At 64.7% G+C, this 24,490-nt stretch carries 19 protein-coding genes and 1 pseudogene; 11 read left to right on the top strand and 9 right to left on the bottom strand.

From position 1 onward, the window contains the following. Nucleotides 1-134 precede the first annotated feature (134 nt). Nucleotides 135-1,424, top strand: a complete 1,290-nt coding sequence (gene senA, locus CDE01S_RS02735; RefSeq protein WP_066703396.1) for a selenoneine synthase SenA — start codon at nt 135-137, stop codon at nt 1,422-1,424. Here the strand turns inward: senA and CDE01S_RS02730 are convergent. After that, nucleotides 1,370-2,554, bottom strand: a complete 1,185-nt coding sequence (locus CDE01S_RS02730) for a substrate-binding domain-containing protein (protein ID WP_066703393.1) — start codon at nt 2,552-2,554, stop codon at nt 1,370-1,372. The two genes, senA and CDE01S_RS02730, sit on opposite strands and share 55 nt — an antisense overlap. Before the next feature lie 49 nt (nt 2,555-2,603). On the opposite strand from CDE01S_RS02730, the gene CDE01S_RS02725 reads away from it, so the two are divergent. From CDE01S_RS02725 to CDE01S_RS02710, 4 genes are all read left to right on the top strand, one after another. Next, nucleotides 2,604-3,347: an ABC transporter permease gene (locus CDE01S_RS02725; protein WP_066703390.1), complete on the top strand. Its 744-nt coding sequence runs from the start codon at nt 2,604-2,606 to the stop codon at nt 3,345-3,347. Beyond that, a complete protein-coding gene (locus tag CDE01S_RS02720) occupies nt 3,344-4,066 on the top strand; it encodes an ABC transporter ATP-binding protein (protein WP_066703387.1) in 723 nt (240 codons plus the stop codon). The genes CDE01S_RS02725 and CDE01S_RS02720 overlap by 4 nt, the downstream gene beginning before the upstream one ends. Beyond that, nucleotides 4,063-4,899 (top strand): ABC transporter substrate-binding protein, encoded by an 837-nt coding sequence (locus CDE01S_RS02715; protein ID WP_066703384.1) that lies wholly within the window; start codon nt 4,063-4,065, stop codon nt 4,897-4,899. The genes CDE01S_RS02720 and CDE01S_RS02715 overlap by 4 nt, the downstream gene beginning before the upstream one ends. A gap of 77 nt (nt 4,900-4,976) precedes the next feature. Further along, nucleotides 4,977-6,137 (top strand): GGDEF domain-containing protein, encoded by a 1,161-nt coding sequence (locus CDE01S_RS02710; protein WP_066703381.1) that lies wholly within the window; start codon nt 4,977-4,979, stop codon nt 6,135-6,137. 18 nt (nt 6,138-6,155) lie between these two features. Here CDE01S_RS02710 and fahA read toward each other — a convergent pair whose 3' ends face one another. The 4 genes from fahA to CDE01S_RS02690 form a co-directional block, all read right to left on the bottom strand. Continuing rightward, the gene (gene fahA / locus CDE01S_RS02705) at nt 6,156-7,463 is read right to left on the bottom strand and encodes a fumarylacetoacetase (RefSeq protein ID WP_066703378.1); all 1,308 of its coding nucleotides are present in this window, start codon (nt 7,461-7,463) and stop codon (nt 6,156-6,158) included. Then, nucleotides 7,460-8,005, bottom strand: coding sequence for a VOC family protein (locus CDE01S_RS02700; protein WP_066703375.1), 546 nt, complete (start codon nt 8,003-8,005; stop codon nt 7,460-7,462). Before CDE01S_RS02700 ends, fahA begins: the two co-directional genes overlap by 4 nt. Before the next feature lie 47 nt (nt 8,006-8,052). Further along, a complete protein-coding gene (locus tag CDE01S_RS02695) occupies nt 8,053-10,401 on the bottom strand; it encodes a cytochrome P450/oxidoreductase (RefSeq protein ID WP_066703372.1) in 2,349 nt (782 codons plus the stop codon). Nucleotides 10,402-10,699: 298 nt separating this feature from the next. Continuing rightward, nucleotides 10,700-11,506 carry an IclR family transcriptional regulator gene (locus CDE01S_RS02690; protein ID WP_066703369.1) on the bottom strand — a complete coding sequence of 269 codons (807 nt, stop codon included), beginning with the start codon at nt 11,504-11,506 and terminating at the stop codon, nt 10,700-10,702. A gap of 289 nt (nt 11,507-11,795) precedes the next feature. Here CDE01S_RS02690 and CDE01S_RS02685 point away from each other — a divergent pair, with 289 nt between their 5' ends. Next, entirely contained in the window at nt 11,796-12,740 is a 945-nt protein-coding gene (locus tag CDE01S_RS02685) for a Bug family tripartite tricarboxylate transporter substrate binding protein (protein ID WP_066703366.1), read from the top strand. 148 nt (nt 12,741-12,888) lie between these two features. On the opposite strand, the gene CDE01S_RS02680 is transcribed toward CDE01S_RS02685, so the two are convergent. Continuing rightward, complete coding sequence (locus CDE01S_RS02680; protein ID WP_066703496.1) at nt 12,889-14,001, bottom strand: DNA alkylation repair protein; 1,113 nt, start codon at nt 13,999-14,001, stop codon at nt 12,889-12,891. Nucleotides 14,002-14,075: 74 nt separating this feature from the next. Continuing rightward, entirely contained in the window at nt 14,076-15,320 is a 1,245-nt protein-coding gene (locus CDE01S_RS02675) for a bacteriohemerythrin (RefSeq protein WP_169802231.1), read from the bottom strand. Nucleotides 15,321-15,476: 156 nt separating this feature from the next. Here CDE01S_RS02675 and CDE01S_RS02670 point away from each other — a divergent pair, with 156 nt between their 5' ends. Further along, complete coding sequence (locus CDE01S_RS02670; RefSeq protein WP_066703488.1) at nt 15,477-16,778, top strand: flavin-dependent oxidoreductase; 1,302 nt, start codon at nt 15,477-15,479, stop codon at nt 16,776-16,778. A 14-nt stretch (nt 16,779-16,792) separates the two neighbouring features. On the opposite strand, the pseudogene CDE01S_RS02665 reads toward CDE01S_RS02670, so the two are convergent. Next, nucleotides 16,793-17,308 (bottom strand): annotated as a pseudogene (locus tag CDE01S_RS02665) (diguanylate cyclase domain-containing protein); the annotation flags it as partial. A 27-nt stretch (nt 17,309-17,335) separates the two neighbouring features. Next, the gene (locus CDE01S_RS02660; protein WP_169802230.1) at nt 17,336-18,421 is read right to left on the bottom strand and encodes a sensor histidine kinase; all 1,086 of its coding nucleotides are present in this window, start codon (nt 18,419-18,421) and stop codon (nt 17,336-17,338) included. A 280-nt stretch (nt 18,422-18,701) separates the two neighbouring features. Between CDE01S_RS02660 and CDE01S_RS02655 the strand changes: the two genes are divergently transcribed. The 4 genes from CDE01S_RS02655 to fdhD are packed head-to-tail and all read left to right on the top strand — an operon-like array spanning nt 18,702 to nt 24,487. Further along, a complete protein-coding gene (locus CDE01S_RS02655; protein ID WP_066703340.1) occupies nt 18,702-19,157 on the top strand; it encodes an NAD(P)H-dependent oxidoreductase subunit E in 456 nt (151 codons plus the stop codon). Then, complete coding sequence (locus CDE01S_RS02650; RefSeq protein ID WP_066703337.1) at nt 19,154-20,719, top strand: formate dehydrogenase beta subunit; 1,566 nt, start codon at nt 19,154-19,156, stop codon at nt 20,717-20,719. Before CDE01S_RS02655 ends, CDE01S_RS02650 begins: the two co-directional genes overlap by 4 nt. 26 nt (nt 20,720-20,745) lie before the next feature. Continuing rightward, nucleotides 20,746-23,631, top strand: a complete 2,886-nt coding sequence (fdhF, locus tag CDE01S_RS02645; RefSeq protein ID WP_066703332.1) for a formate dehydrogenase subunit alpha — start codon at nt 20,746-20,748, stop codon at nt 23,629-23,631. A gap of 10 nt (nt 23,632-23,641) precedes the next feature. After that, complete coding sequence (gene fdhD / locus CDE01S_RS02640) at nt 23,642-24,487, top strand: formate dehydrogenase accessory sulfurtransferase FdhD (protein WP_066703329.1); 846 nt, start codon at nt 23,642-23,644, stop codon at nt 24,485-24,487. The last annotated feature ends 3 nt before the right edge of the window (nt 24,488-24,490 follow it).

Genomic DNA, 24,490 nt, shown 5'->3' with positions numbered 1-24,490 from the left:
GTGCTGCGTGTCAAATTATTGGCAGGTGCGAAATTGTAGGGCGCCTCGCCCGGAGGAGGGTCGGGTGAGAAATAGGGGTAAATACGTACATCATCTTGGCGGGAAATCACCCGGAACCGGCGCACCGATAAATAATGGTGCGCATGAGCACCGTCCCTTTGTCTGCCAGGCCAGGCACCATCGATTCACCGGCCATGCGGCAGGCGGGGCGCGACCTGCTGTCCCTGGCCCTGATGGATGCGCGCAACCACACGCTGCACCTGATCTCGCAGTACGAGCAGGCACTTGGTGCCGAGGGCTTTCGCGTGCCGTTGCGGGCCGAACTCAACCCGCCTTTGTGGGAACTCGGCCATATCGGCTGGTTCCAGGAGCGCTGGATCGGCCGTAACCTGCAGCGCCACCAGGGGCCGCGCTGTGACCCGCAGGCAACCCAACTGGCCTCGCTGCTTCCTTATGCCGATCGGTGGTGGGACTCCAGCCGGGTGCCGCACGACAGCCGCTGGCAGCTGGCGTTGCCTTCCTTGGGCGAACTCAAGGACTACCTGCTGGCAACGCTGGAGTCCACCCTCGACCTGCTGGCCAAGACGCCGGATGAGGATGATGCGCTTTATTTCTACCGCCTGGCCTTGTTTCACGAAGACATGCACGGTGAGGCCTTCATCTACATGGCCCAGACACTGGGCCTGCCGCTGGCGTTGACCTTGCCGGCCCCGTCGCCGGCGCGTGAACCCTTGTGGGTACCGGCCGCACGCTGGCGCCTCGGGCTCGATGCTGGCAACGGCTTTACCTTCGACAACGAACGCCCGGCACATGAGGTGGCGGTGCCGGAATTCGAGATCGATGCCCAGCCTGTCAGCTGGATGCAGTACGTCGAATTCGTGGCCGACGGCGGCTACGACCGGCCGGAATTCTGGCAGCCGGCCGGTTGGGACTGGCTGCAGGAGAAAGCGCGCGGCGAGGGCCGGCGTGCGCCGCGCCATGTGGAGCAGATCGGGGTGGCCCGTTCGGAGGGACGGGGCGGCGGCCAGGGCGCAGTACTGCAGACCCTGTTCGGCCAGACCCAGCGCCGCGCGGGTGACCAGCCAGCCATGCACCTGAGCTGGTGGGAGGCTGATGCCTGGTGCCGCTGGGCCGGCCGGCGACTGCCAACCGAGGTGGAGTGGGAACTGGCAGCCCACAGCGCAGCGCGGCTCGGTTTCCGCTGGGGCATGGTGTGGGAATGGACTGCCAGCAGCTTCTTCGGCTACCCCGGCTTTGCCGCGGATCCTTACCGCGACTACTCCGAACCCTGGTTCGGCACGCACAAGGTGCTGCGCGGGGCCTCGTTTGCGACGCGTGCCCGGCTGAAGTCGCCGAAGTACCGCAACTACTATTTGCCGGGGCGCGACGACATCTTCTGCGGTTTCCGCTCCTGCACCCTCTGAGAGGCCGGCTTCGGTCTGGCACCGGACGGCGACTTCTCGGTCCGGTAGTTCCACCACGGTAGCGTGCGGCGCAGCGACAGCACCTGACCGGCCTGATCGGCCAGGTGGTAGCCTGGCAACTGGTGCAGCACCTCCTGCCAACCCTGGCTTTGCAGCACGCTGCACAAGGCCTGCACCGCGGGTTCGTCCAAAGCCGACTTGAGGCAGACCAGGTGGTAGTTCTCCTCCACCAGCGGCACGAAGTCCAGACCGCGAGTCCGCGCGGCAGCCTCAATGCCGAGGCCTGCATCGGCCTGGCCGGCCGCCACGGCCTGGGCCACGGCGGTGTGCGAGGGCTCGGTATGGTCGTAACCCTTGATCTTGCTGGCGCTGATGCCAGCCTGGGCCAGCAGCTCGTCGAACAGCACGCGTGTGCCCGTGCCCAGGGCACGGTTCACGAATCGTGCACCGCTGCGCGGCAGGTCGTGCAGGGAGCGCAGGCCGATTGGATTGCCTTTGGCCACCATCAGGCCCTGGCTGCGTTTCGCGAAGCCGATGATCTTGTGCAGGCCGGGTTTGAGCAGCGGTTTGTAGGTGTGCTCGGCCAGTGAACCCTGGCCCGGCTGGTGCAGCGTATGAAAGCCCGCCATCACGCAGCGGCCCTCGTTGAGGGCGCGAATGGCGTCCACGCTGCCGGTGAAGCGCACATCCAGATGCAGCTGGTGCTGGCTGGCGGCATGCATGCGCAGGGCGCTCAGGGCATCGTCGTGGCTGGCGTACAGCGTCACCACATGCACCGAGTCGTCGAAAGCCACGGCAAAGGCGCGCTCCAGGTCGGCACGCAAGGCTTCGATCTGCGGCGACAAGCGTGCCTGTGCCTGTCGTTCGGCCCACAACAGCTTGTTGCCAAATTCGGTCAGCCGGGCCGACTGGCCTTTTTCCCAGACGATGAGCTCATGTCCCAGCTCACCTTCCCAGCGCTTGAGCTCGCCCCAGACGTGACGGTACGACAGCTGCAGCGTGCGCGCAGCACCCGAGATCGAACCGGACTCCTGCACGGCGTACAGCAGATCGAACAGCGGGTTGCGGATCAATCCCGCGCGGTCCTGTGGCTGGGAGCCGAATGTGTAGTGGAATTGCAACCTATGCACGGCGGTTCATATCGTGGGGAATTGATCGAGTCCGTACGATAACCCAGCCATGTCGACATTCACCGAAAGCGCGGTCACAGCGCTGCAACTCATCACCTCCCTCGATCCCGTCCTGCTGGCCATCGTCGGCCGCTCGCTTGCTGTCAGTGCCACCGCCTGCGCGCTGGCCTGCAGCGCGGGCTTGGTGCTCGGCGCCTGGCTTGGTGTGGCCCGCTTCGCCGGGCGCAATGCCATCCTGACTCTGCTCAACACATTGCTGGCCATCCCCTCGGTGGTGGTCGGCTTGGTGGTTTATCTGCTGCTGTCGCGTTCCGGGCCGCTGGGGCATCTGGGCTGGCTGTTCAATTTCCAGGCCATGGTGCTGGCACAGGCCGTGCTGGTGCTGCCAATGGCCACCGCCTTGACGCGCCAGGTCATCGAGGATGCGGAAAACCAGCATGGCGAGCAACTGCGTTCGCTCGGGGCCGGCTCCTTGCTGCGCAGCCTGCTGCTGGCCTGGGACGAGCGCTATGCCTTGCTCACCATGCTGATGGCTTCCTTCGGCCGCGCCATCTCGGAGGTTGGTGCGGTGATGATCGTTGGAGGCAACATCGATGGTTTCACCCGCGTCATGACCACCGCCATTGCGCTGGAAACGAGCAAGGGCGACTTGCCGCTGGCGTTGGCACTGGGTCTTCTGCTGCTGGGCGTGGTGCTGATGCTCAATACCCTGATTTCCCTGGTGCGGCGCTGGCGGGAACGCGTTGAAGGCCATGCCAACGGCATCGCGGCGGGCGTGGAGGCCGTGGCATGACCGCCATTTTTGATTTGCAATCGGCCGGTGTGTCGTTTGGTCCGGTGCATGCGCTGGTGGATGTGACGCTGCGCATCGGGCATGGCGAGTCGGTGGCGCTGGTGGGGGCCAACGGCAGTGGCAAGAGCACGCTGCTGCGCCTGCTGCACGGCTTGCAGCGGCCTACGGCCGGCCAGTGCGTCAGCCATGCGGCTGCGCGGCAGGCCATGCTGTTTCAGCGGCCCTTCATGCTGCGCACCTCGGCGCGCAACAACGTGGCGCTAGCCCTGTGGCTGCGCGGCACGCCTTGGCAGGTCGCCAAGGACAAGGCGTTGGAGGCACTTGAACGCGTCGAACTGGCCGACAAGGCGGGCCGACCGGCACGCACACTGTCCGGCGGTCAGCAGCAGCGCCTGGCCATGGCGCGCGCCTGGGCTCTGCAGCCCGATGTGCTGATGCTCGACGAGCCCACCGCCAGCCTTGACCCGCACGCCAAGCGCGAGGTGGAGCAGCTGATGGCGGAATTCGCCAGTGGCGCCCAGCGCCAGGACGGCCGCCCGGTGACCGTGATCTTCGCCAGCCACAACCTGGGCCAGGTCAAGCGCCTGGCCACCCGGGTGATCTACCTGGAGCAGGGGCGGGTGCAGGCCGACCTGCCGGTGCAGGCGTTTTTCGATATCGAGCGGCTGCGTGCCGTCTCGTCAACTGCCCATTTATTCGTCAAAGGAGAACAGGTATGAGCGCTTTCAAATCTTCATGGTCTTTTGGGGCTTCCACCCTCGTCAAGGCTGCGCTAGCAGCTACGATTTCGATAGCATCTCTGGCGGTGTCGGCTCAGACCATCGTCATGTCGTCGACCACCTCCACCGAGCAGTCGGGCCTGTTCTCCTACCTGCTGCCCGAATTCAAGAAGGCCAGCGGCATCGACATCAAGGTGGTGGCCCTGGGCACCGGCCAGGCGCTGGACATGGCGCGCCGCGGTGATGCCGACGTGGTGTTCGTGCACGATCAGGTGGCAGAAGAGAAATTCGTCGCCGAGGGCTTTGGCCTCAAGCGCCTGCCCGTCATGTACAACGACTTCGTGCTGATCGGCCCCAAGGCTGATCCGCTGGGTACCAAAGGCAATGACATCGCGGTGGCACTGAAGAAGATCAGTGCGACCAATGGCTCCTTCATCTCGCGCGGTGACAAGAGCGGCACGCATGCCGCCGAACTGCGCTTCTGGAAGCTGGCCGATCTGGCCGATAAAAAAGGCAGCGGCTACAAGGAATGCGGCTGCGGCATGGGCCCGGCGCTCAACATTGCCGCCAGCAGCGGCGCCTACGTGCTGGCCGACCGCGGAACCTGGCTCAACTTCAAGAACCGTGCTGACCTGGCGGTGCTGGTGGAAGGCGACAAGCGTCTGTTCAATCAATACGGCGTGATGGTGGTCAACCCGGCCAGGCACCCGCAGGTCAAACTGGCCGAGGCGCAGAAGTTCGTTGACTGGGTGGTTTCGCCCGCCGGCCAGAACGCCATTGCCGCCTACAAGATCGGCGGCGAGCAGCTGTTCTTCCCCAACGCCGCCAGGTAGATAAAACATGCCGTCGGTCTGCCTGAGCCGCTGGCCTGACCGGCTGGGCAGTACCATCGCGGCATGCTGAAAACGACATGCCGACCGGGAGCAAGGGCTTGAACGACAAGTCGGGTCAGCGCACGTCGCCAGGCAGCCACTTATCGGGTGCCGTGCTGCAGGCCGAGAACCAGCGCCTGCGCGCCCAGCTCGACGCCATGATGCGCGAGGCACGCCTCAACCAGGAAAAGATGAGGCGCTTCGACCTGCTGGAGCGCAAGGTGATTGGTGCGGCCAGCCTGGCTGAACTGATCCGGACGCTGCTGCAGGATTACAGGACGTTGTTCGAACTTGACACGGTCTCCCTCGTGCTGGTGGACCCGCAGCACGAGGTGGCTCAGATCCTGGCCAGCCAGGCGGCCAGCGTGCCGGAGGATGGACTGATCTTTCTGGACAGCGACCAAGCCCTGCAGGCGCTGTACGCCCACGCGGGCCGGCCCATCCTGACCCCCAACGGGCCAGCCCACACCTTCCTCTTCGAGACCGAAGTGCCGGGGGTGGTCTCGCTCGCCTTGCTGCCCCTGGTGCACCACGGCCGTTTCATCGGCAGCCTGAACCTGGGCAGCAAGGACCGCCAACGTTTCCTGTCCGGCAGCAGCACCGATTTTCTGGAGCGGCTGGCCGCGCTGGTGGCCGTGTGCCTGGACAGTGCCCTGGCCACCGAGCGCCTCAAGCTCGCAGGGCTGACCGACGCCCTCACTGGTGTGCACAACCGCCGTTATTTCGAATCGCGTTGCCTGGAAGAGGTGGTTGCGGCGCGCCGCAGCGGCGCACCGCTGGTCTGCATGTTTCTGGATGTGGACCACTTCAAGAAGCTCAACGACACGCTGGGGCACCAGGCCGGTGATGAAGTGCTCGGTTACGTGGCCCGGCTGATCAAGGCGCAACTGCGCGGCAGCGATGTGGTGGCGCGCTACGGTGGCGAGGAGTTCGTGGTGCTGCTGCCCGCAACGCCGTTGCAGGCCGGACTGGAAACGGCAGAACGCATCCGGCGCATCGTGGCGGCCCAAAGCGTACCGGCCAAGACGCAAGAGACCATCCGCGTGACGGTCTCCCTCGGCGTTTCGATGCTGGACACCACCGCGACGGCCGAGGAGCCTTCTGCTCTCGTGGCCGACATGGTGTCACGGGCCGACAAGGCCCTGTACGAAGCCAAGGCCACGGGACGCAATCGCGTGATGTCGACACCCGAAGCCTGACACCACGCTGCAGTAGCCTCAGTCCCGCGCCGGCAGCAGTGTGCCTTCGCACACGCCAAAGCCGATGCGTGCAGCCCCGGCCTGGCTGCAGTGGCCGCGCAGCAGCACGGTGTCACCGTCCTGCAAGAAGGTGCGCGTCTCGCCATGGGGCAGGCTGATGGGATGCTTGCCACCGGCAGTCAGCTCCAGCAGGGCGCCGGCCTGCTCCAGTGTTGGCCCCGACAGTGTGCCGCTGCCAAACAGATCACCCGGCTGCAGGTTGCAGCCGTTGACGGTGTGGTGCGTCACCAGTTGGGCCATGGTCCAGTAGGCGTGGCGGTAGCTGGTCTGCACCAGGCGGTGTGGCGCCAGGCCGGCCTGTTTCATCTTTGGGGTCTGGATCAGCACTTCGAGCTGGATGTCCAAGGCGCCATGCTCACGGTTGGCTTGGGAGTCCAGGTAGGGCAGGGGCTGCGGGTCTTCGGCCGGGCGGAACGGCGCGGTGCGGTACGGTGCCAGCGCTTCGAGTGTCACCACCCAGGGCGAGACGGTGGTGGCGAAGTTCTTCGCCAGAAACGGCCCCAGCGGCTGGTATTCCCAGGCCTGGATGTCGCGCGCCGACCAGTCGTTGAGTAGGCACAGGCCGAACACATGGTCCTCGGCCTGCAGCATTGGAATGGGCTCGCCCAGAGCATTGCCCTGGCCGATGAAGATGCCCAGTTCCAGCTCGATGTCCATGCGCTGGCTGGGCGCCAGCGCCGGGGCCGCGGCGCCGGGCGCCATCAGTTGCCCCTTGGGCCGGTGAAACGCCTGGCCCGACACGCCAATGCTGGAACTGCGGCCGTGGTAGCCGATGGGCACCCACTTGTAGTTGGGCAGCAGCGGGTTGTCGGGGCGGAACAGCTTGCCGACATTGGTGGCGTGGTAGACCGAGGTGTAGAAGTCGGTGTAGTCGCCTATGCGGGCCGGCAAGGTGTATTCCACCTGCGCTTGCGGCAGCAACGCAGCCTGCAAGGTGGCTTGCAAGGGTGAGCCTTCGCGCAGCGCGCGCGACAGTGCCAGACGCAGGGCCGACCAGACGGCCGGGCCCTGGGCCATCAGCCCGTTCAGGGCCGGTTGCGCCAGGGCGGCAGTGACGCTGGCGTCCAGCCCCAGGGCTGCGCACACCGCGGGCTGGCCCAGGTCCAGCACCTGGTCGCCAATCGCTACGCCGACCCGAAACGCCTCCTGGCTGCCCCGGCGCCGGAAGGCGGCAAAGGGCAGGTTCTGGACGGGGAAGTCGCTGGCTGCATCATTGGCCGAGGCGACCCAGCTGCGCAGAGCCGGATCGTGTGTCTCGTTGATCATGCCTTGCCGTCCTCGAACTCCAGCGAGTGCATCCACGCGGCGTGTTTCGGCGCGCGTTTGGTCTGACTCCATTCATTGAGCATGTCCCACTTCACGGCTGCGGCGCGGGCCACCAGCTCAGGCGTGCTGGTGTCCACGGCCAGTTCCAGGCGGTGGCCGTTGGGATCGAAGAAATAGATCGACTTGAACAGCGTGTGGTCGGTGATGCCCACCACTTCAATGCCATCGGCCTGCAGCCGCGCCTTGACCTGCTCCAGCACATCCAGCGACTCGACTTCGAACGCGATGTGCTGCACCCAGGCGGGGGTGTTGGTGTCGCGGCCCATCTCGGGCTGCAGTGGCAGCTCGAAGAAGGCCAGCACATTGCCGGCACCGGCGTCCAGGAAGATGTGCATGTAGGGGTCATGCGCCTTGGTGGAGGGCACCAGGTCTTCGGCAAAGGCGAGCTGGAAGTCCATGTTGAGGTACTTGCTGTACCACTCGACGGTCTGCTTGGCGTCCTTGCAGCGGTAGGCCACGTGGTGAATTTTCTTGATCTTCATGTCTTTCTCCTGATGTGTGTTGTAGGGAGCGTGAGGGGCACTGCCGCTCAGAGCTCAAGGATCAGTTTCATGCCCGCCGCCCTGGAGCAGCAGGCCATCATCTTGTTGTTCGCTTCGCGTTCGGAGCGTGTCAGCACCACGTCCCGGTGGTCCACCTGGCCCGATAGCACCTTGACCTCACAAGAGCCGCACAGGCCTTCGCCGCAATCGCTCTGGATGTCGATGTTGGCAGAGCGCAGGGCCGTCAGCAAGGTCTGGTTGGCGGGTACCTTGACGAGCAGGCCCGAGTCCTTGAGTTCAACCTCAAAGGCATGTTCCTTCTCGGGGTCGAGGGTACTGCGTGTGGACTGGAAGTGTTCAACCCGCAGTGCATCTTCCGGCCATTTTTCGCAGCAGCTTTCCAGCGATTCGAGCATCCGCACCGGGCCGCAGGCGTAGACCTGCGTCCCTTCCTGCGGCTGGCCCAGCAAGCGGCCGAAATCATTGCGCTGACCTTCATCCTTGGCGTAGACCTGCAGCCGTGTGCCGTGCAGTTGGGACAACTCATCCAGGAAAGCCATGGTGTCGCGCGAACGCCCGCTGTAATGCAGCTCGTAGTCGATGCCAAGTTCCTTGGCTCTGCGCGCCATCGTGGCAACCGGGGTGATGCCGATGCCGCCCGCAATGAAGATGGCCTTCTTTGTGCTTTCATCAAAGCGGAAATGGTTGCGCGGGCCGCGGATCTTGAGCTTGTCACCGCGCTGGAGGTCCTCATGCAGCCAGCGCGAGCCGCCCCGGCTGTCTGGGTCCTTGAGCACGGCGATCTCCAGCACGCTGCTGTCAGCCGGGTCGCCGCACAGCGAGTACTGGCGCGACAGATCAGGCGTACCGCACTCGACGTCGATGTGCGAGCCCGGCGTCCAGCGCGGCATGGCGCTGCCGTCGGGCGACTTCAGCCGCAGGTGCAGGATGTCGGTCGCCACCTGGCGCACCTCGTCCACGACGACGGTCCGGCTGATTGCATGCCGGGACGGCTCGCCCATGCGGACGGTGGCCTGCTGCTGAAGGATGGCCGGCTGAACACGTTCCGGGTTCAGCGTCGGGTCCCACTCCACCCAGAGGTGCTCGGGGCCGCGGAAGGAGGTATTGGGCACATAGGTGAATTTCTGCGGTGACAGGCGCATGTGCGGCAGGCGCTTGGTGAGCTCCTCCAGGAAGATCTGCAGCTCCAGGCGCGCCAGGTTCTTGCCCATGCACTGGTGCGAGCCATAACCAAAGGTCAGGTGCTCGCTCGAGTTGTCGCGGCGGATGTCGAAGAGGTCCGGGTCTTCAAAGTGGCGCCCGTCATGGTTGGCGGATGACATCACGATCAGCAGCCGGCTGCCGGCGCTGATGTCGATGTCGCCAATGCGCGTGTCCTTGGTGGCAAGCCGTCGCCAGGCGGCCACCGAGCCGTTGTAGCGGATGCATTCCTCCACTGCGTTGGGAATCAAACCGGGGTCTTCGCAGATGTCCCGCCAGGCGCTCGGGTGTTGCAACAGCAGCTTGACGGCATTGGCCGTGGCGTTGGCTGTGGTCTCGTGCGCGGCCACGATGCCGGCCATCATCATCGAATGCAGGTACGAGTCCGTGACGACGTCCGGGTACTCAGCCTGCTTGCGGATGCCGTAGCGCATCCAGCCCGGGCCACTGGGGTCTTTGCGCATCTTGTCGAGGATCTTGCCGGCCAGCTGCCAGAAGTTGCCGACCGCGTGCGCGACCTTGATCTGCTCCTCCGGCTTCGGCCGGCCCCAGGTGTTGACGGTGTGGGCAATCGAATACTGCCGCAGCGTGTCCATGTCTTCCTCAGGCACGCCCAGGAAGTGCAGGGCGATGGTGAGCGGAACCTCCCACAGCATCTGGTCGACCAGGTCGGCCTTGCCGTCGTTGATGAAGCGGTCGACGTATTCCCGCGTCACCTGGCGCACCATGGGCTCATGGTGCTTGAGTGCTTCGGGGGTGAACGGCTCCATGAGCACACGGCGCCGCGCCATGTGGGCCGGCTCGTCCTCGTTCACCAGCGTGCGGTTCATCGCGTAGTTGTAGGACGCGAGAACGTCGTTGGCCTCCTGGCTTGTGGGGGTGATCTTTTCCAGCGCGATCGAGGGGCTGAACGTGATGTTGTCGCGGAAGATTGCCTTGATGTCGTCGTAGCGTGTCACGACCCAGTAACCCAGTTTGGGGCTGTAGAAGACCGGCTCCTGCTCCCGTGCCCAGCGCACGTACTCGGGCGGGTCCTGCTGGTAGGCGTCCTCGAACGGATCGAATTCGGCCGCGCGCTGGCTGATGGGGCAGCCATTGGGCGCCTGCAAGCCGGTCAAGGCCTTGTGGTCAATGGGGCAGCCCGGCTTGATAGCCGCAGCACTGGAAGAGTTCATGGTTCACCTCGTTGTGGCATGACCGCGCCCCAGATTCCCTGAGTTGGGTCAAACTTCGTATTGCGTAATTATGATACGCAATGCGTAATGTTGGTGACTGGGGTTATCCCTAGACCAAGCGCCGAGGTGTGGGCGAGAGTGGGCGTGCGGCATCAGCGCTGTGGCCGCACTGGAAGAGGCCCCGTGCCGGGGGAGCGGCGTGGTCTCACCCGTCATGGGTGAGGCTCGCTGGAAGGAGGGAAATCGAAGCGGCCCCGCCTGTTGCGGGGCCGTGTGGCGCGCGCGTCAGGCCACCGTGTCAGCGGCCGTCAAAGCCCAGTGCGGCGCTGATGGCCGCAGCCTCGCGCATGACCTGTTTGGCAATCACACCATCGGCGCGGGCGTCAAAACCGCCCGTGGCACCCAGCGCCGTGAGCACGGCGCTGGTGCGTCCCGTGTAGTCGAACACCGGTGCGGCCACCGCGCTGATGCCTCGCAGCAGCGTGTCATGCACCACGGCGCAACCATGGGCGCGAACCGTCTTGCGCAGATGGTCGATCGGTTGCTTGGTGGAGAGCGAGGCCCGCTGCTCCTTGGTTGCCCGGCTGTATTCCTCGTCGGCCTGGTGACGCACCTTGGCATCGTCCAGGTAGCTCAGAAACACCTGCCCGGTGGCCGACCAGAGCAGGGGCAAAGTGGAGCCTGCCCGTACATTGATGGTGATGGGCAGGCCGGGTTCTTCAAAGCGCAGCACTGTCGGGCCCTTGTTGCCCATGATGGCGAGGAAACAAGTCACTTCCAGTTGCTCGCGCAAGCGCACCAGGGCTGACTCCCCCAGGCGAATGGGGTCGCATTGCCGGATGGCCGCCAGACCGATCTGAATGGCCTCACGGCCGAGGAAATAACGTTGCGTTGTCGGATCCTGCTCCACCACGCCTTCCTGGATCAGGCTGGCCATGTAGCGGTGCACTTTGGCGGTGCTCTCGCCAACCTCCGAGGCAACCAGCGTCAGGCTGGCGGTGCCTCCCAGGCGGCTCAGGGCCTTCAGGATGCCCATGCCCATCTCTGCGGATTGAACCCGTTGTCGGCGTTCCAGCGGCGGTTTGGTGGTTTTTTTCTGGGTCACTTTCCGGTTTTCTCCAATGGCGCGAACGATAGCACGCGAGGTCATTGTCTTGAGGCGCAAGCTGACTGTGCAAAGGCCGATTGCAACAGCCCTCAGTGAATACCCTTGGTCGATATTACGCTTTGCGCAGCTATATTACGCAAATGTAAGCTTCATTGATCTTGCGCAAAGCTTGGCTTTTTCGTGCGACGAAATGGTTGGCTTCTTGACCTGCCGCAGACCTTGGCTTTGGATAAATCATTTCTTGATAGAGGAGTTCAACTTGAAATTACGACTTGCTGCCTGCCTGATGGCATTGCCTCTGTTGGTGGGGGTGTCCGTTGCCCACGCGCAGTCCTACCCCGCCAAGCCCATCCGTTGGCTGGTGCCTTACCCGGCCGGTGGCGGCTCCGACTTCCTGGCGCGTACCATCGGCCAACAGCTGTCGACCCAGATCGGGCAACCCGTTCTGATCGACAACAAGCCGGGCGGCAACACCGCCATCGCCGCCTCCGAGACGGCCCGCTCCGCGCCCGATGGTTACACCATCCTGTCTGCCGACAACGGCACCATGGTCTTCAACTCCGCCCTGTATTCCAAGCTGTCCTACAGCCCGGAGAAAGACCTCACCCCCGTGACGCTGATGGGCCGTTTCCCCATGATCCTGGTGGTCGGTCCGGACTCCGACGCCAAGGACGCCAAGGACTTCATCGCCAAGGCCAAGGCCAATCCCGGCAAGGTGAGCTTTGGTTCCGCCGGAGCAGGCAGCCCGCACCACCTGGCCATGGAACTCCTGAAAGTCACCGCCGGTCTGCACATGGTCCACATTCCCTACCGCGGCGCGGCGCCTGCCTTGTCCGATCTGGCCGGCGGCCAGATTCCGGCCATGATGGTCGACATGGCGGCCGGCGCGGCCTTCATCAAGTCCGGCAAGATCCGGCCCCTCGCTGTGGCCAATGCCACGCGCCTGGCTCAGTTGCCCGACGTGCCGACTTTCGCCGAGCTGGGTTACAAGAGCGTCGACGCCGCTGCCCTGGTTGGCATCGTGGCACCCGCCGGTACGGCACCGGCCGTTGTGAATGCACTGCAGAAACAGGTGGCCACGGCCATCAACCAGCCCGCCGTGAAGCAGCGCTTGGTGGACTTCGGTGTGGAGCCCGTCGGCAACACACCGCAACAGTACGCTGACCTGCTGCGCAGCGAAGTCGTGCGCTGGCACAAGCTGATCAAGGACCAGAAGATTTCGCTCGATTGAGCATGCCGCTGAGTCTCTTCGCATGAGCAGCGCGGCGTAAGCCGCGCAGAAACAAAAAGCCACGCATGAATAAAGCGTGGCTTTTTTCATGCGCGGTCTGCACCCCGGGCGTGAAGCAATGCCCGCCAAGGCCGCACAGGCCTGATGCCTACGCCGCCGGTTTCTTCAGATCGAAGTGGCCATGTGCCACTGTGAGGCCGTTGATCAGCAGCTCCACCTGATGCCGTCCCGCGTAGTGGGTGCGGGTCGTGAAGTCCGCGATAGTCTGGCGCTTGCTGAGCGTCACTTCCGCCTGGCCGTCCAGTTCCAGCGTGCGCAGCTTGAAGACCTTGCGGCTGCTGTCGCCGTTCTTCTTCACGTAGTGGATGGCGTAGTCGATCACCAGCCGCTGCGGCTGGCGCGCCGTGGACACGAGCGTCGCGTCCAGCTGCAGTGTTTGCCCCAAGCGCAAGGCGGTGGGGGACACCTCAAAAGAAGCCAGTTGCACCTTGGCGCCCAGCGTGGCCCCCACGAGCTGGAGCGCGCGAGGGTGGCCGGCCTTGATGAGGTTGCGCAGCGCGTGTTTGGCGATCCACTTTGTCTCGGCCTGCTGCGTGGGCCAGCCTTCCAGCAGAGCCAGCACCCAGTCGGGGTGGTCCTTACTGATGTCGTTGAGGTGGTTGGCCACCGAGCGGCGCACGTAGTCACTCGGGTCCACCTTGAGTTTTTCCAGGATGGGGCGTGTGCGCTGCGGTTCGGCCACCAGCAGGGGCAGGCGCCGGGCCCAGGGCAGGCGGGGGCGTGTGCCTTCGCTGGCCAGGCGGCGCACATGCTCGTTGTCGTCTTCGGCCCAGCGGGCGGCCACGGCCAGTACGGCATCGGGGTCCTGCGCAATGAAGGGGCGCAGCGCAAACTCGGCGCTGCTGTAAGGCGTGAGCTCGTGCAGTGCTTCCAGCGAGAGCTCGAAATGATCCAGCCCGTGCCGGCCCACGAACTCGGGCAACACCATGTCGGCGAAACCGCCGGGCAACAGCGGTGCCATGCGGCGAACGGCTTTGAGCGCGCGGGGGTAATCGGCCGGCAGGTGCGCGCGCAGGCTGTCCGCCGCGCGGCTCATGCGCTGCATGATGGAAAGCTCGTCCAGCCCTTCGCACGCCATGGCCAGATAGGCCCGCTGGTCAAACGCCGGGTGCACCTGTGCCGCCACACGGCCGATGTGGGCCAGAACCTTGGCATTCAGCAGTTCTTTCAGCAGTGGGGCGGATTCTTTGTCTTGTGCCATGGTGCCCAAGCGTAGCGCTTTGAATTCTTGCCGCTGTAGACAGACGCGAGGCCTCGGGCTTCTGGCCCGGCGTCTCATGCCTGAAAGGCGAACTTCTTTTCCCGAATCAGCGAGATGCAGGCATCCACAACCGCGGGCTCGTACAGCCGGCCCTTGTGCGCTTCAAGTTCGGCCAAGGCGGCTTCCACACCCAGCGAGGCCCGGTATGGCCGGTGCGACGACATCGCCTCCACCACATCAGAAACCGCAATCACCTTGGCGCCCAGAAGGATCTGATCGCCCAGGAGACCCTTGGGGTAGCCGGAGCCATCCAGCCGCTCGTGATGCTGGTAAATCATCTCTGCGATGGGCCAGGGGAAGTCGATGCCTTTGAGGATGTCATAGCCGGCCTGGGGATGGTTCTGCACAATTTCCCGCTCGATGCTGTTCAGGCTGCCCGGCCGGGTCAGTATTTCAGCGGGGATCTGGATGTCGCCGATGTCGTGGACCGATGCGGCCAGGTAGATGCCCTGCGCCTCATCCTCCGGCAGCCCCAGTTCCTGCGCAATGGCCTCGGCCAGTTGCGCCACGCGCCGCTGGTGGCCGGCGGTGTAGGGCGCGCGAATCTCCACGGTGGAAGCCATGGCTTCGATGGTCTTCTTCATGCTTTGCAGCAGCTTGTCCATCGACTGTTTCTGCATCTGGCTGACCACCAGGGCCCGTTCCGTCTTCAGCCTTTCGTTCTTCTCCCGAATCAGTTCCAGGCTGCGTGAGGTCAGGTTCTCGTACATGCTCAGCACCGTCTCGACGAAGGTCTGCATGATCCCGGTCATTTCCTCGTCGGCGCGCGCTTTGGCGGCTTGCAGGCCGAGCCCCTCGTCCAGGGCGCGCAGGGTCTTGGCCATCCGGCGGTCGTTGTCGAGGATGTGGAACACCAGCCAGTTGACCAGGAACTTCAGCGTTTCCTCCAGCACCTTTTCGTAAGAAGCGTCCGTCAGCTTGTTCTGGATCTCTTGCGCCTTGGGCAGAAAAGAATCATGGGCGCGCTTGTGCGCCGTGTACCAGGGGTCGTTCTGAAAGCGGGGTTGCCAGATCTGCTCTTCCGCCTTGAAGTGGTAGTCCGCATACGCCACCAGCTCCCCGAACACCTCGGCCATCTGGATGTTGCTGGAACCATGCGACAGATGGGAGGCCAGCTTGTTGATCAGGTGCACCAACTGCTGATGCTGCTCGTCGACCAGCGCAATGCCGGTTGCAAAATTGTCATTCCAGGGGAATACCTCGAACTGGTATTTCTCGGTATGGGCCTGGATCTGATTTGTCGGTGAGTCGTTTGACACGGTCATTCCTTCTGCCCGTCAATGGTTTCGGTTCATTCTACGCACGAGGGGCCTTGGTGGGGGCTGGCTGACATGGCGCAGTCGCAGATGCCTTACAGTGTCGCCACGCGTTTGCCAGGCCCGGGCCTGGACGCAAGAACCGAAGACCTTTTTTCCATGACTTCTCAAAACAAAGAACAAGATCTTGTCCTCATCGCCGGCGGCGGCATCGGCGGCCTGACACTGGCCCTCACCCTGCACCAGATCGGCGTGCCCTGCCGTGTGTATGAGGCCGTGCCCGAGCTGCAGCCCCTGGGCGTGGGCATCAACTTGCAGCCCAACGCCGTGCGCGAGTTGTATGACCTGGGCATTGGTGCCGACCTGCTCGACACCATTGGCATCCAGGCCAAGGAATGGGCCCTGGTGGGGCGCAACGGCAACGACGTCTATGCCGAGCCGCGCGGTCTGCTGGCCGGCTACAAGTGGCCGCAGTACGCGGTGTACCGCGGCAAGCTGCAGATGCTGTTGTTGGATGAGGTCAAACGCCGCCTGGGGCCGGACGCCGTGCAACTGGGCAACCGCGTGGCGGGCTACCGCAACGAGGCGCAGGGTGTCACAGCCATCCTTGAAACGGGCAACGGCGTGCAACGCGAAGTGCAGGGCCGGCTGCTCATTGCAGCCGACGGCCTGCACTCCGCCGTGCGCGCGCAGATGCACCCCACGCAGCCGCCCATCCAGTGGGGCGGCGCCATCATGTGGCGCGGCACCACGCCGGGTGTGGCCAGCCGCACCGGTTCTTCCTTCGTCGGCCTGGGCTCGCTCAAACACCGCGTGGTGGTGTACCCGCTCACCCCGCCAGACCCGGCCACCGGTCTGTCCATCCTGAACTGGATTGCCGAGATCACCGTGGACAACTCTGGCGGTTGGCCGCAGGGCGACTGGAACCGCCGCGTGAAGGTGGAGGACTTCATCCACCACTTCGAGGGCTGGAACTACGACTGGCTGGACGTGCCCGCCATGCTGCGCGGCGCCAAGGAAGTGTTTGAGTACCCCATGATCGACCGCGACCCGGTGCCCACCTGGGTGGACGGCCGCGTGGCCCTGCTGGGTGACGCCGCGCACGTGATGTACCCCGTGGGCTCGGCCGGCGCCAGCCAGGCCATTGTGGACACGCGCGTGCTGGGTGCCGCCATGGTGCAGCACGGCGTGAACGCGCAGGCCCTGCAGGCCTACGACCAGAAGCTGTGCAAGGACATCTCGGCCCTGGTGCTGCGCAACCGCGGCGCCGGCCCCTTCGCCATCCTGGGCCTGGTGGACGAACGCTGTGGCGGCGTGTTCGACAACATCGACGACGTCATCCCCAAGGCCGAGCGCGACGAGTTCATGGCCCGCTACAAACAGGCGGCGGGCTTCGCCATCGAGGCGTTGAATGCGGCCCCGTCCACCATTACGCCGGGCGCGCGCGTTCGTCCGGCCTGAAGCCCACCGGGGCATCAGGCGGCAACGCTCGCGTCTGTTTCGTCTTCGATGACGTAGCACCCGCGGCCCTGCGACTTGGCCCTGTACATCAGGTGGTCGGCTTTGAGCAGCAGGCCGTCCGGTGAACTGCCGGCGTTGCCGATGACGCAGCCGATGGAGACACCAAGCTGGCACAGGGTTCCGGCAACACGGAATGGCTCCCGCAACGTGGCAATGATCTCCTGGGCCACCCGTTCTGTCGCCTGATAAGTCGGTTCGGAGACGTTGTCCAGCAGCACCACAAACTCGTCGCCGCCAAGGCGCGCCACCGAGTCCGTGCCGCGCACGATCGCCGTCAGCCGGCGTGCCACCTCCTGCAGGACCTTGTCGCCAGCCTCGTGCCCCAGGGAGTCGTTGATGGGTTTGAACAGGTCAAGGTCAAGGAACAGCAGGGCCACCGCTGTCTGGTGGCGCGTGGCATGGGCCAATGCCTGGCGCACGCGGTCAGCGAGCAGGGTGCGGTTGGGCAGGCCCGTCAGTGCATCATGCTGGGCCGCGTCGGCGAGCGCATGGTTCTGCTAGTTGAGTTTGGCAAGCAGGCGGTTGAAGGCCGCAATCAGCGTGCCCACTTCATCCTGGCCGTGCACAGGCAGGGGCTGCATCGGTGCCTGCCCCAGCGTCATTTTTTCGGCCTGCGCGGTGGCGCGGAGCAAGGGACGTAGCAGGTAGTAGAGCACCGCCACGAAGGTCGTCAGAAAAAATGCCGCTGACAGGAAGGCATTGCGGAACATGAAAGCTTTGGCATGGTCAACCGTGACCAATGCTTCCGAGGTGGGGATGCGTGCCACCACGAACCAGCCGGTGCTGGGCACTGTGACCATGGCCGAAATCTCTTCGATGCCCTGCGCATTCACCGTCACCCCGGTGCCGCGGTAGCCTGCCATGGCCTTGTCGTGCAGCAGGTTGACGCCTTCCGGTGGCGTGGGTTTGAGCACCATGCTGGGGTGCGAGGCGGCGATGAACAGCCTCTCTTGCGGCGAGATCAGCAAAAAGCCGCCACTGCTCTGACCAATCCGGCTGCTCATGAGGTTGCCCAGGAAGTCCGGATCAGACAGGAACGTCAGGCCGATCAGCAGCGTGGCCGGGCGTCCTTTTTGACCGGGGATCCGCACCATCATCGGCATGACCGGTTGCGCCGGGTTGGCTGTCAGGACCGGCCGGCCCACGTACACCTCTCCGTGACGCAGGGTTCGCAAAGCATCGTCGGTGATCAGGGAGTGCGCGTCGCTCAGGGGCCAGGTGCGAGATGCGGGGAGTGCCTTGCCTTGTTCATCTGTCACCAGCAGGCCAGCGGAAAATAGGGTTTGCCCGGTCTGGATGGATGTGATCCAGTGCGCCAGATCAGTGGGGCGCTGCAAGGCTTCAGGCGGCAAGGCGGTTGCCAGTTGCCTCAGAAAATCCTGGCGTTGGGTGATCTTGTGGTTGATGTCCTTCGCCGCGTAATTGGCTAGCGACAACTGCTGTTGCGCGACGACCTGGGTGATGTCATCACGCAGGAAGCGGGTGAGAATGAAGTAGCGGCCGACCAAGGAGATGACGATCAATGCAAGTCCGAGCATCAACAGCCGAATGAAGATGCTCTGGAAGAAAGTCCGTCGCGACATGAAAAGCATCATAGGCAAGCGGGGCGGAAGTTCCGGTGATCGTCCGCATGGCGGACTGCCCCTTCAATTCGAAGGGGCGTCAAACAATGACTCCCTGTGCTTTGCAACTTGACAGTATGCACAACATTTTTTGCTTATCTATGAACATCATTGCATACATTTTCAAAACGAATGAATGCATGTCACGAATCAATTTGACCCAATCTTGATTCGAGACTGACACTCCGCCTCGTCAGACGTGTCCATTTCGCGGACGCGTCGTTGTAAAAGCGAGGCAGACATGAGCACCACAACAGGCCAGGCCCAGCACACCATTCGCCGGGTGCTGGATGAGAAGCGCGATATGCCGGGGGCACTGCTCCCCATCCTCCACACCATTCAGGACGCTTTGGGCCACGTGCCGCCCGAGGCCGTGCCCGAGATTGCCGAGGCGCTGAACCTCTCGCGCGCCGAGGTGCACGGCGTCATCACCTACTACCACCACTTCCGCAGCGAGGCGCCGCAGGGCGCTGTGGTGCAGGTTTGCCGGGCCGAGGCCTGCCAAGCCTGCGGGTCGGACGCACTGTGGGAGCACGCCAGCCAGAAGACCGCAGGCCAGCACGTGACGCTGGAGCCGGTCTACTGCCTGGGCCTGTGTGCCGCGGCCCCGTCCATGAGCATCAACGACAAGCCCTATGCCCGCGTGAGCCCGAGCAAGTTTGACCACTTGCTGGCACAGCTGAAGGAGGCCGCATGAACCGTATCAAGATCTATGTGCCGCGCGACTCTGCGGCCCTGGCGCTGGGCGCCGACGAGGTGGCCGCGGTGATGGCGTTGCAGGCACACCAGCGTGGCCTGAGCATCGAGCTGGTGCGCAACGGCTCGCGTGGCCTGCTCTGGCTAGAGCCGCTGGTGGAAGTGGAAACCCCGGCCGGCCGCATGGCCTACGGGCCCGTGGCGCCAGAAGATGTGGCCAGCCTGTTCGAGGCCGGTTTTCACGCCGGCGGCCAGCACCCGCTGAGCCAGGGGCGCACGGCAGACATTGACTTCTTGCGCAAGCAAGAACGGCTGACCTTTGCGCGCATGGGCATCACCGACCCCGTGTCGCTGGCCGACTACCAGGCGCATGAGGGCTACGCCGGCCTGCGCCGCGCGCTGGCGCTGCAGCCGGGTGAAGTGGTGCAGCAGGTGCTGGACGCGGGCCTGCGCGGCCGTGGCGGCGCAGCCTTTCCGGCCGGCATTAAGTGGAAGACGGTGGCTGCAGCGCAGGCCCAGCAGAAGTACGTGGTGTGCAATGCCGACGAGGGCGACTCCGGCACCTTCTCCGACCGCATGACCATGGAGGGCGACCCCTACATGCTGATCGAAGGCATGACGATTGCCGCCCTGGCCACCGGTGCCACGCAGGGGTACATCTATGTGCGCAGCGAATACCCGCGCGCGATTCAAACGCTGAACGAAGCGATAAGCAAGGCCACGGCCGCCGGTTTCCTGGGCAACAGTGTTCTGGGCTCGGGCCGCGCCTTCTATCTGGAGGTGCGCAAGGGCGCGGGCAGTTATGTGTGCGGCGAAGAGACCGCCATGCTGGAGAGCATCGAGGGCAAACGCGGCGTGGTGCGTGCCAAGCCGCCCATTCCAGCGCTCAAGGGCCTGTTCGGCCAGCCCACGGTGATCAACAACGTCATCACCTTCGCTTCGGTGCCCATCATCCTGGCGCGCGGCGCCGTCTTCTACGCCAACTACGGCGTGGGTCGATCCAAGGGCACGTTGCCCATTCAACTGGCCGGCAACATCAAGCACGGCGGCCTGGTGGAAAAAGCTTTTGGCGTCACGCTACGCGAGCTGATGTATGGCTACGGCGGCGGCACGGCCAGCGGCCGGCCGATCAAGGCGGTGCAGGTGGGCGGCCCGCTGGGCGCCTATGTGCCCGAAGCGCAGTGGGATCTGCCGATGGACTACGAGGGCTGGGCTTCGGTGGGCGCCACCGTGGGCCACGGCGGCATTGTGGTGCATGACGATACGGCCGATATGTCGAAATTGGCACGCTACGCCATGGACTTCTGCGCGGTGGAGAGCTGCGGCAAGTGCACACCCTGCCGCATCGGCTCCACCCGCGGCGTGGAGGTGATCGACCGCATCACCACGGGTGATGCGCAGCAGAGGCCGCAGCAGGTCAAGCTGCTGCGCGACCTGTGCGACACCATGGTCAACGGCTCGCTCTGCGCCATGGGCGGCATGACGCCGTTCCCGGTGCTGTCGGCCCTCAACCATTACCCGCAGGACTTCGGCCTGTCCAACCCGGACCGCAAAGCAGCCTGACGCTGCCGTTTAAGGGAGACAACACCATGCTCGAACATTTGAAAACGACCGACTACGGCACACCCAAACGCGAATCCACCAAGGAGGTGACGCTGGAGATTGATGGCCAGAGCGTCACCGTGCCGGAAGGCACCTCGCTCATGCGCGCGGCGGTGGACGCCGGCGTGAAGGTGCCCAAGCTCTGCGCCACCGACAGCCTGGAGCCTTTCGGCTCCTGCCGCCTGTGCTTGGTGGAAGTGGAGGGGCGCAAAGGTTTCCCGGCCAGTTGCACCACGCCGGCCGAAGCCGGCATGAAGGTGCGCACACAGACCAACAAGCTGCAGGCGCTGCGCAAGAACGTGATGGAGCTCTACATCTCCGACCACCCGCTGGACTGCCTGACCTGCTCCGCCAACGGCAACTGCGAGCTGCAGGACATGGCAGGTGTGACCGGCCTGCGCGAGGTTCGCTATGGTATTGATAGCGCCTCCCACTTCAGGGACGGCGCCAAAGCCCCGATTGATGCCTCCAACCCCTATTTCAGCTACGACGCCTCCAAGTGCATCGTCTGCAACCGCTGCGTGCGCGCCTGCGAGGAAACGCAGGGCACGTTTGCGCTCACCATCTCGGGCCGCGGCTTCGACAGCCGCGTGTCGCCGGGGCAGAGCCAGCCTTTCATGGAAAGCGAATGCGTGAGCTGCGGCGCCTGTGTGGAAGCCTGCCCCACGGCCACGCTGCAGGAAAAGAGCGTGATCTGGCTCGGCCAGCCCGAGCACAGTGCTATCACCACCTGCGCCTACTGCGGCGTGGGCTGCGGCTTCAAGGCCGAGATGAAGGGCAACGAGGTGGTGCGCATGGTGCCGTGGAAAGACGGCAAGGCCAACGAAGGCCACGCCTGCGTCAAGGGCCGTTTTGCCTGGGGTTACGCCACACACAAGGACCGCATCACCACGCCCATGATCCGCAAGAGCATTCACGACCCGTGGCAGGAAGTGAGCTGGGACGAGGCCATCAACTACGCCGCCAGCGAATTCAAGCGCATCCAGGCCAAGCACGGGCGCGACGCGGTGGGCGGCATCACCTCCAGTCGCTGCACCAATGAAGAAACCTACCTGGTGCAGAAGCTGGTGCGTGCCGCTTTCGGTAACAACAACGTGGACACTTGCGCCCGCGTCTGCCATTCGCCCACCGGTTACGGCCTGGGCCAGACCTACGGCACCTCGGCCGGCACGCAGACCTTCAAGTCGGTGGAGCAGGCGGACGTGATCATGGTGATCGGTGCCAACCCGACCGATGGCCACCCGGTGTTCGGCTCGCGCATGAAAAAGCGCCTGCGCGCCGGGGCCAAGCTGATCGTGGTGGACCCGCGCCGCATCGACCTGGTGAAGAGCCCGCACGTGAAGGCCGACTACCACCTGCAGCTCAAGCCCGGTACCAACGTGGCGCTGATCACCGCACTCGCCCACGTGGTGGTGACCGAAGGCCTGCTGGCGGCGGACTACATTGCCGAGCGTTGCGACGACAAGTCCTTCAATGAATGGCGCGAGTTCGTGGCGCGGCCGGCCAATTCGCCCGAGGCCATGGCCACCGTCACCGGTGTGCCGGCGGCGGACATCCGCGCGGCGGCACGACTCTATGCCACCGGTGGCAATGCGGCGATCTACTACGGCCTGGGTGTCACCGAGCACGCGCAGGGCTCCACCATGGTGATGGGCATTGCCAACCTGGCCATGGCCACCGGCAACGTGGGGCGCGAAGGCGTGGGCGTGAACCCGCTGCGCGGCCAGAACAATGTGCAGGGCGCCTGCGACATGGGCTCCTTCCCGCACGAGCTGCCGGGCTACCGCCATATTTCCGACAGCACGGTGCGCAGCGAGTTCGAAAGCGCCTGGGGCGTGTCGCTCAACCCCGAGCCGGGCCTGCGCATTCCCAACATGCTGGACGCGGCGCACGCCGGCAGCTTCATGGGTCTTTACTGCGAGGGCGAGGACATCGTGCAGTCCGACCCCGACACGCAGCACGTGGCTGCTGCGCTGGAGGCGATGGAGTGCATCGTGGTGCAGGACCTGTTCCTGAACGAGACCGCCAAGTACGCCCATGTGTTCCTGCCCGGTTCGTCCTTCCTGGAAAAGGACGGCACCTTCACCAACGCCGAGCGACGCATCTCGCGCGTGCGCAAGGTCATGCCGCCCCAGGCCGGTTATGCCGACTGGGAAATCACGCAGAAGCTGGCCAATGCCCTAGGCTACCCCATGGCCTACAGCCACCCGCGCGAGATCATGGCCGAGATCGCGGCGCTCACGCCCACCTTCCGCGGCGTGAGCTACGAGAAGATCGAGCAGCATGGCAGCGTGCAGTGGCCCTGCAACGAGACCACTGCCGAGTTGGGCACCGAGACCATGCACATCGACCAGTTTGTGCGCGGCAAGGGGCGCTTCATCATCACGCAGTATGTAGCGACCGACGAGAAGGTGACGCGCAAGTTCCCGCTCATCCTGACCACCGGGCGCATCCTGTCGCAGTACAACGTGGGCGCGCAGACCCGGCGCACCGACAACGTGGCCTGGCACAGCGAAGACCGGCTGGAGATTCACCCACATGATGCTGAGGAGCGCGGCGTGAAGGACGGCGACTGGGTCGGCATCCAGAGCCGGGCCGGCGAGACGGTGCTGCGCGCCACGGTGACCGAGCGCGTGCAGCCGGGCGTGGTCTACACCACCTTCCACTTCCCCGAGTCGGGTGCCAATGTCATCACCACCGACAACTCCGACTGGGCCACCAACTGCCCCGAGTACAAGGTGACGGCGGTGCAGGTGATGCCGGTGGCGCAGCCGAGCGAGTGGCAGAAGGGCTACCAGCGCTTCAACGACGAACAGCAGCACCTGCTGCAGGCGGCGCATCCTGCCGAATCCACGGCGGTGGTGGGCAAATAAGGAGCACACCATGCAGATGTATGAGTTGCCTTACCCGCCGGTGGCCGGTGCCCGCGCCACCGCGGTCAGCGGCCTGCGCGGCGGTGCTGTGTTCGAGACCACCGACTGGGTGGCCGAAGAGGTGCCGGTGGCGTTGGTTTACAACGGCGTCTCGCACGCGGTGATGCTGGCCTCGCCCTCCGACCTGGAAGACTTCGCGGTAGGTTTCAGTTGCAGCGAAGGCATTGTGGACAGTCCGGCACAGATCTACGACATCGAGTTGAGCGAAACGGCGCAGGGCATCACGCTGGCGCTGGATGTGGCATCGTCCTGCTTCGCGCGCCTGAAGGACCGGCGCCGCAGCCTGGCCGGGCGCACCGGCTGCGGCCTGTGCGGTACCGATAGCCTGGAACAGGCGGTACGTAGCCCGACACCGCTGACGACCATGCAGTGCTTCGAGGCGGCCGCCGTGTCGCGGGCACTGGCCCGTATGCGCGAGCGCCAGTTGCTGCTGGGCGTGACCGGTGCGTCGCACGCGGCGGCCTGGTGCACGGCGGACGGCGAGATAACGCTGCTACGCGAAGACGTGGGACGCCACAACGCACTCGACAAGCTGCTGGGCGCCGCGGCGCGTGCCCACCTGCCTGTGTGCGACGGCTTCATCGCCGTCACCAGCCGCGCCAGCTACGAGATGGTGCAGAAGGCGGCCAGCGCCGGCGTCAGCCTGCTGGCGGCGGTGTCGGGCGTGACGGGCCTGGCCATTGACATGGCGCAGGGCTGCGGCGTCACGTTGCTGGGTTTTGCGCGCGGGCAGGACCTGTCGGTCTACAGCCATGCCGACCGCATCCATCTTGAAGTCCGCAACCTCGAACACTGAATA

It is taken from the genome of Curvibacter delicatus NBRC 14919 (assembly GCF_001592265.1).
Lineage (GTDB): Bacteria > Pseudomonadota > Gammaproteobacteria > Burkholderiales > Burkholderiaceae_C > Hylemonella > Hylemonella delicata.
The sequence above is the reverse complement of the archived record's forward strand: the minus strand, read 5'-3'. Positions and strand labels throughout refer to the sequence as shown.

Excerpts from the sequence above, each read along its gene's own strand:
- senA (WP_066703396.1), top strand. The coding sequence starts at position 135 with ATGGTGCGCATGAGCACCGTCCCTTTGTCTGCCAGGCCAGGCACCATC.
- CDE01S_RS02725 (WP_066703390.1), top strand. The coding sequence starts at position 2,604 with ATGTCGACATTCACCGAAAGCGCGGTCACAGCGCTGCAACTCATCACC.
- CDE01S_RS02720 (WP_066703387.1), top strand. The coding sequence starts at position 3,344 with ATGACCGCCATTTTTGATTTGCAATCGGCCGGTGTGTCGTTTGGTCCG.
- CDE01S_RS02715 (WP_066703384.1), top strand. The coding sequence starts at position 4,063 with ATGAGCGCTTTCAAATCTTCATGGTCTTTTGGGGCTTCCACCCTCGTC.
- CDE01S_RS02710 (WP_066703381.1), top strand. The coding sequence starts at position 4,977 with ATGCCGACCGGGAGCAAGGGCTTGAACGACAAGTCGGGTCAGCGCACG.
- fahA (WP_066703378.1), bottom strand. The coding sequence starts at position 7,463 with ATGATCAACGAGACACACGATCCGGCTCTGCGCAGCTGGGTCGCCTCG.
- CDE01S_RS02700 (WP_066703375.1), bottom strand. The coding sequence starts at position 8,005 with ATGAAGATCAAGAAAATTCACCACGTGGCCTACCGCTGCAAGGACGCC.
- CDE01S_RS02695 (WP_066703372.1), bottom strand. The coding sequence starts at position 10,401 with ATGAACTCTTCCAGTGCTGCGGCTATCAAGCCGGGCTGCCCCATTGAC.
- CDE01S_RS02685 (WP_066703366.1), top strand. The coding sequence starts at position 11,796 with ATGGCATTGCCTCTGTTGGTGGGGGTGTCCGTTGCCCACGCGCAGTCC.
- CDE01S_RS02680 (WP_066703496.1), bottom strand. The coding sequence starts at position 14,001 with ATGGCACAAGACAAAGAATCCGCCCCACTGCTGAAAGAACTGCTGAAT.
- CDE01S_RS02670 (WP_066703488.1), top strand. The coding sequence starts at position 15,477 with ATGACTTCTCAAAACAAAGAACAAGATCTTGTCCTCATCGCCGGCGGC.
- CDE01S_RS02660 (WP_169802230.1), bottom strand. The coding sequence starts at position 18,421 with ATGTCGCGACGGACTTTCTTCCAGAGCATCTTCATTCGGCTGTTGATG.
- CDE01S_RS02655 (WP_066703340.1), top strand. The coding sequence starts at position 18,702 with ATGAGCACCACAACAGGCCAGGCCCAGCACACCATTCGCCGGGTGCTG.
- CDE01S_RS02650 (WP_066703337.1), top strand. The coding sequence starts at position 19,154 with ATGAACCGTATCAAGATCTATGTGCCGCGCGACTCTGCGGCCCTGGCG.
- fdhF (WP_066703332.1), top strand. The coding sequence starts at position 20,746 with ATGCTCGAACATTTGAAAACGACCGACTACGGCACACCCAAACGCGAA.
- fdhD (WP_066703329.1), top strand. The coding sequence starts at position 23,642 with ATGCAGATGTATGAGTTGCCTTACCCGCCGGTGGCCGGTGCCCGCGCC.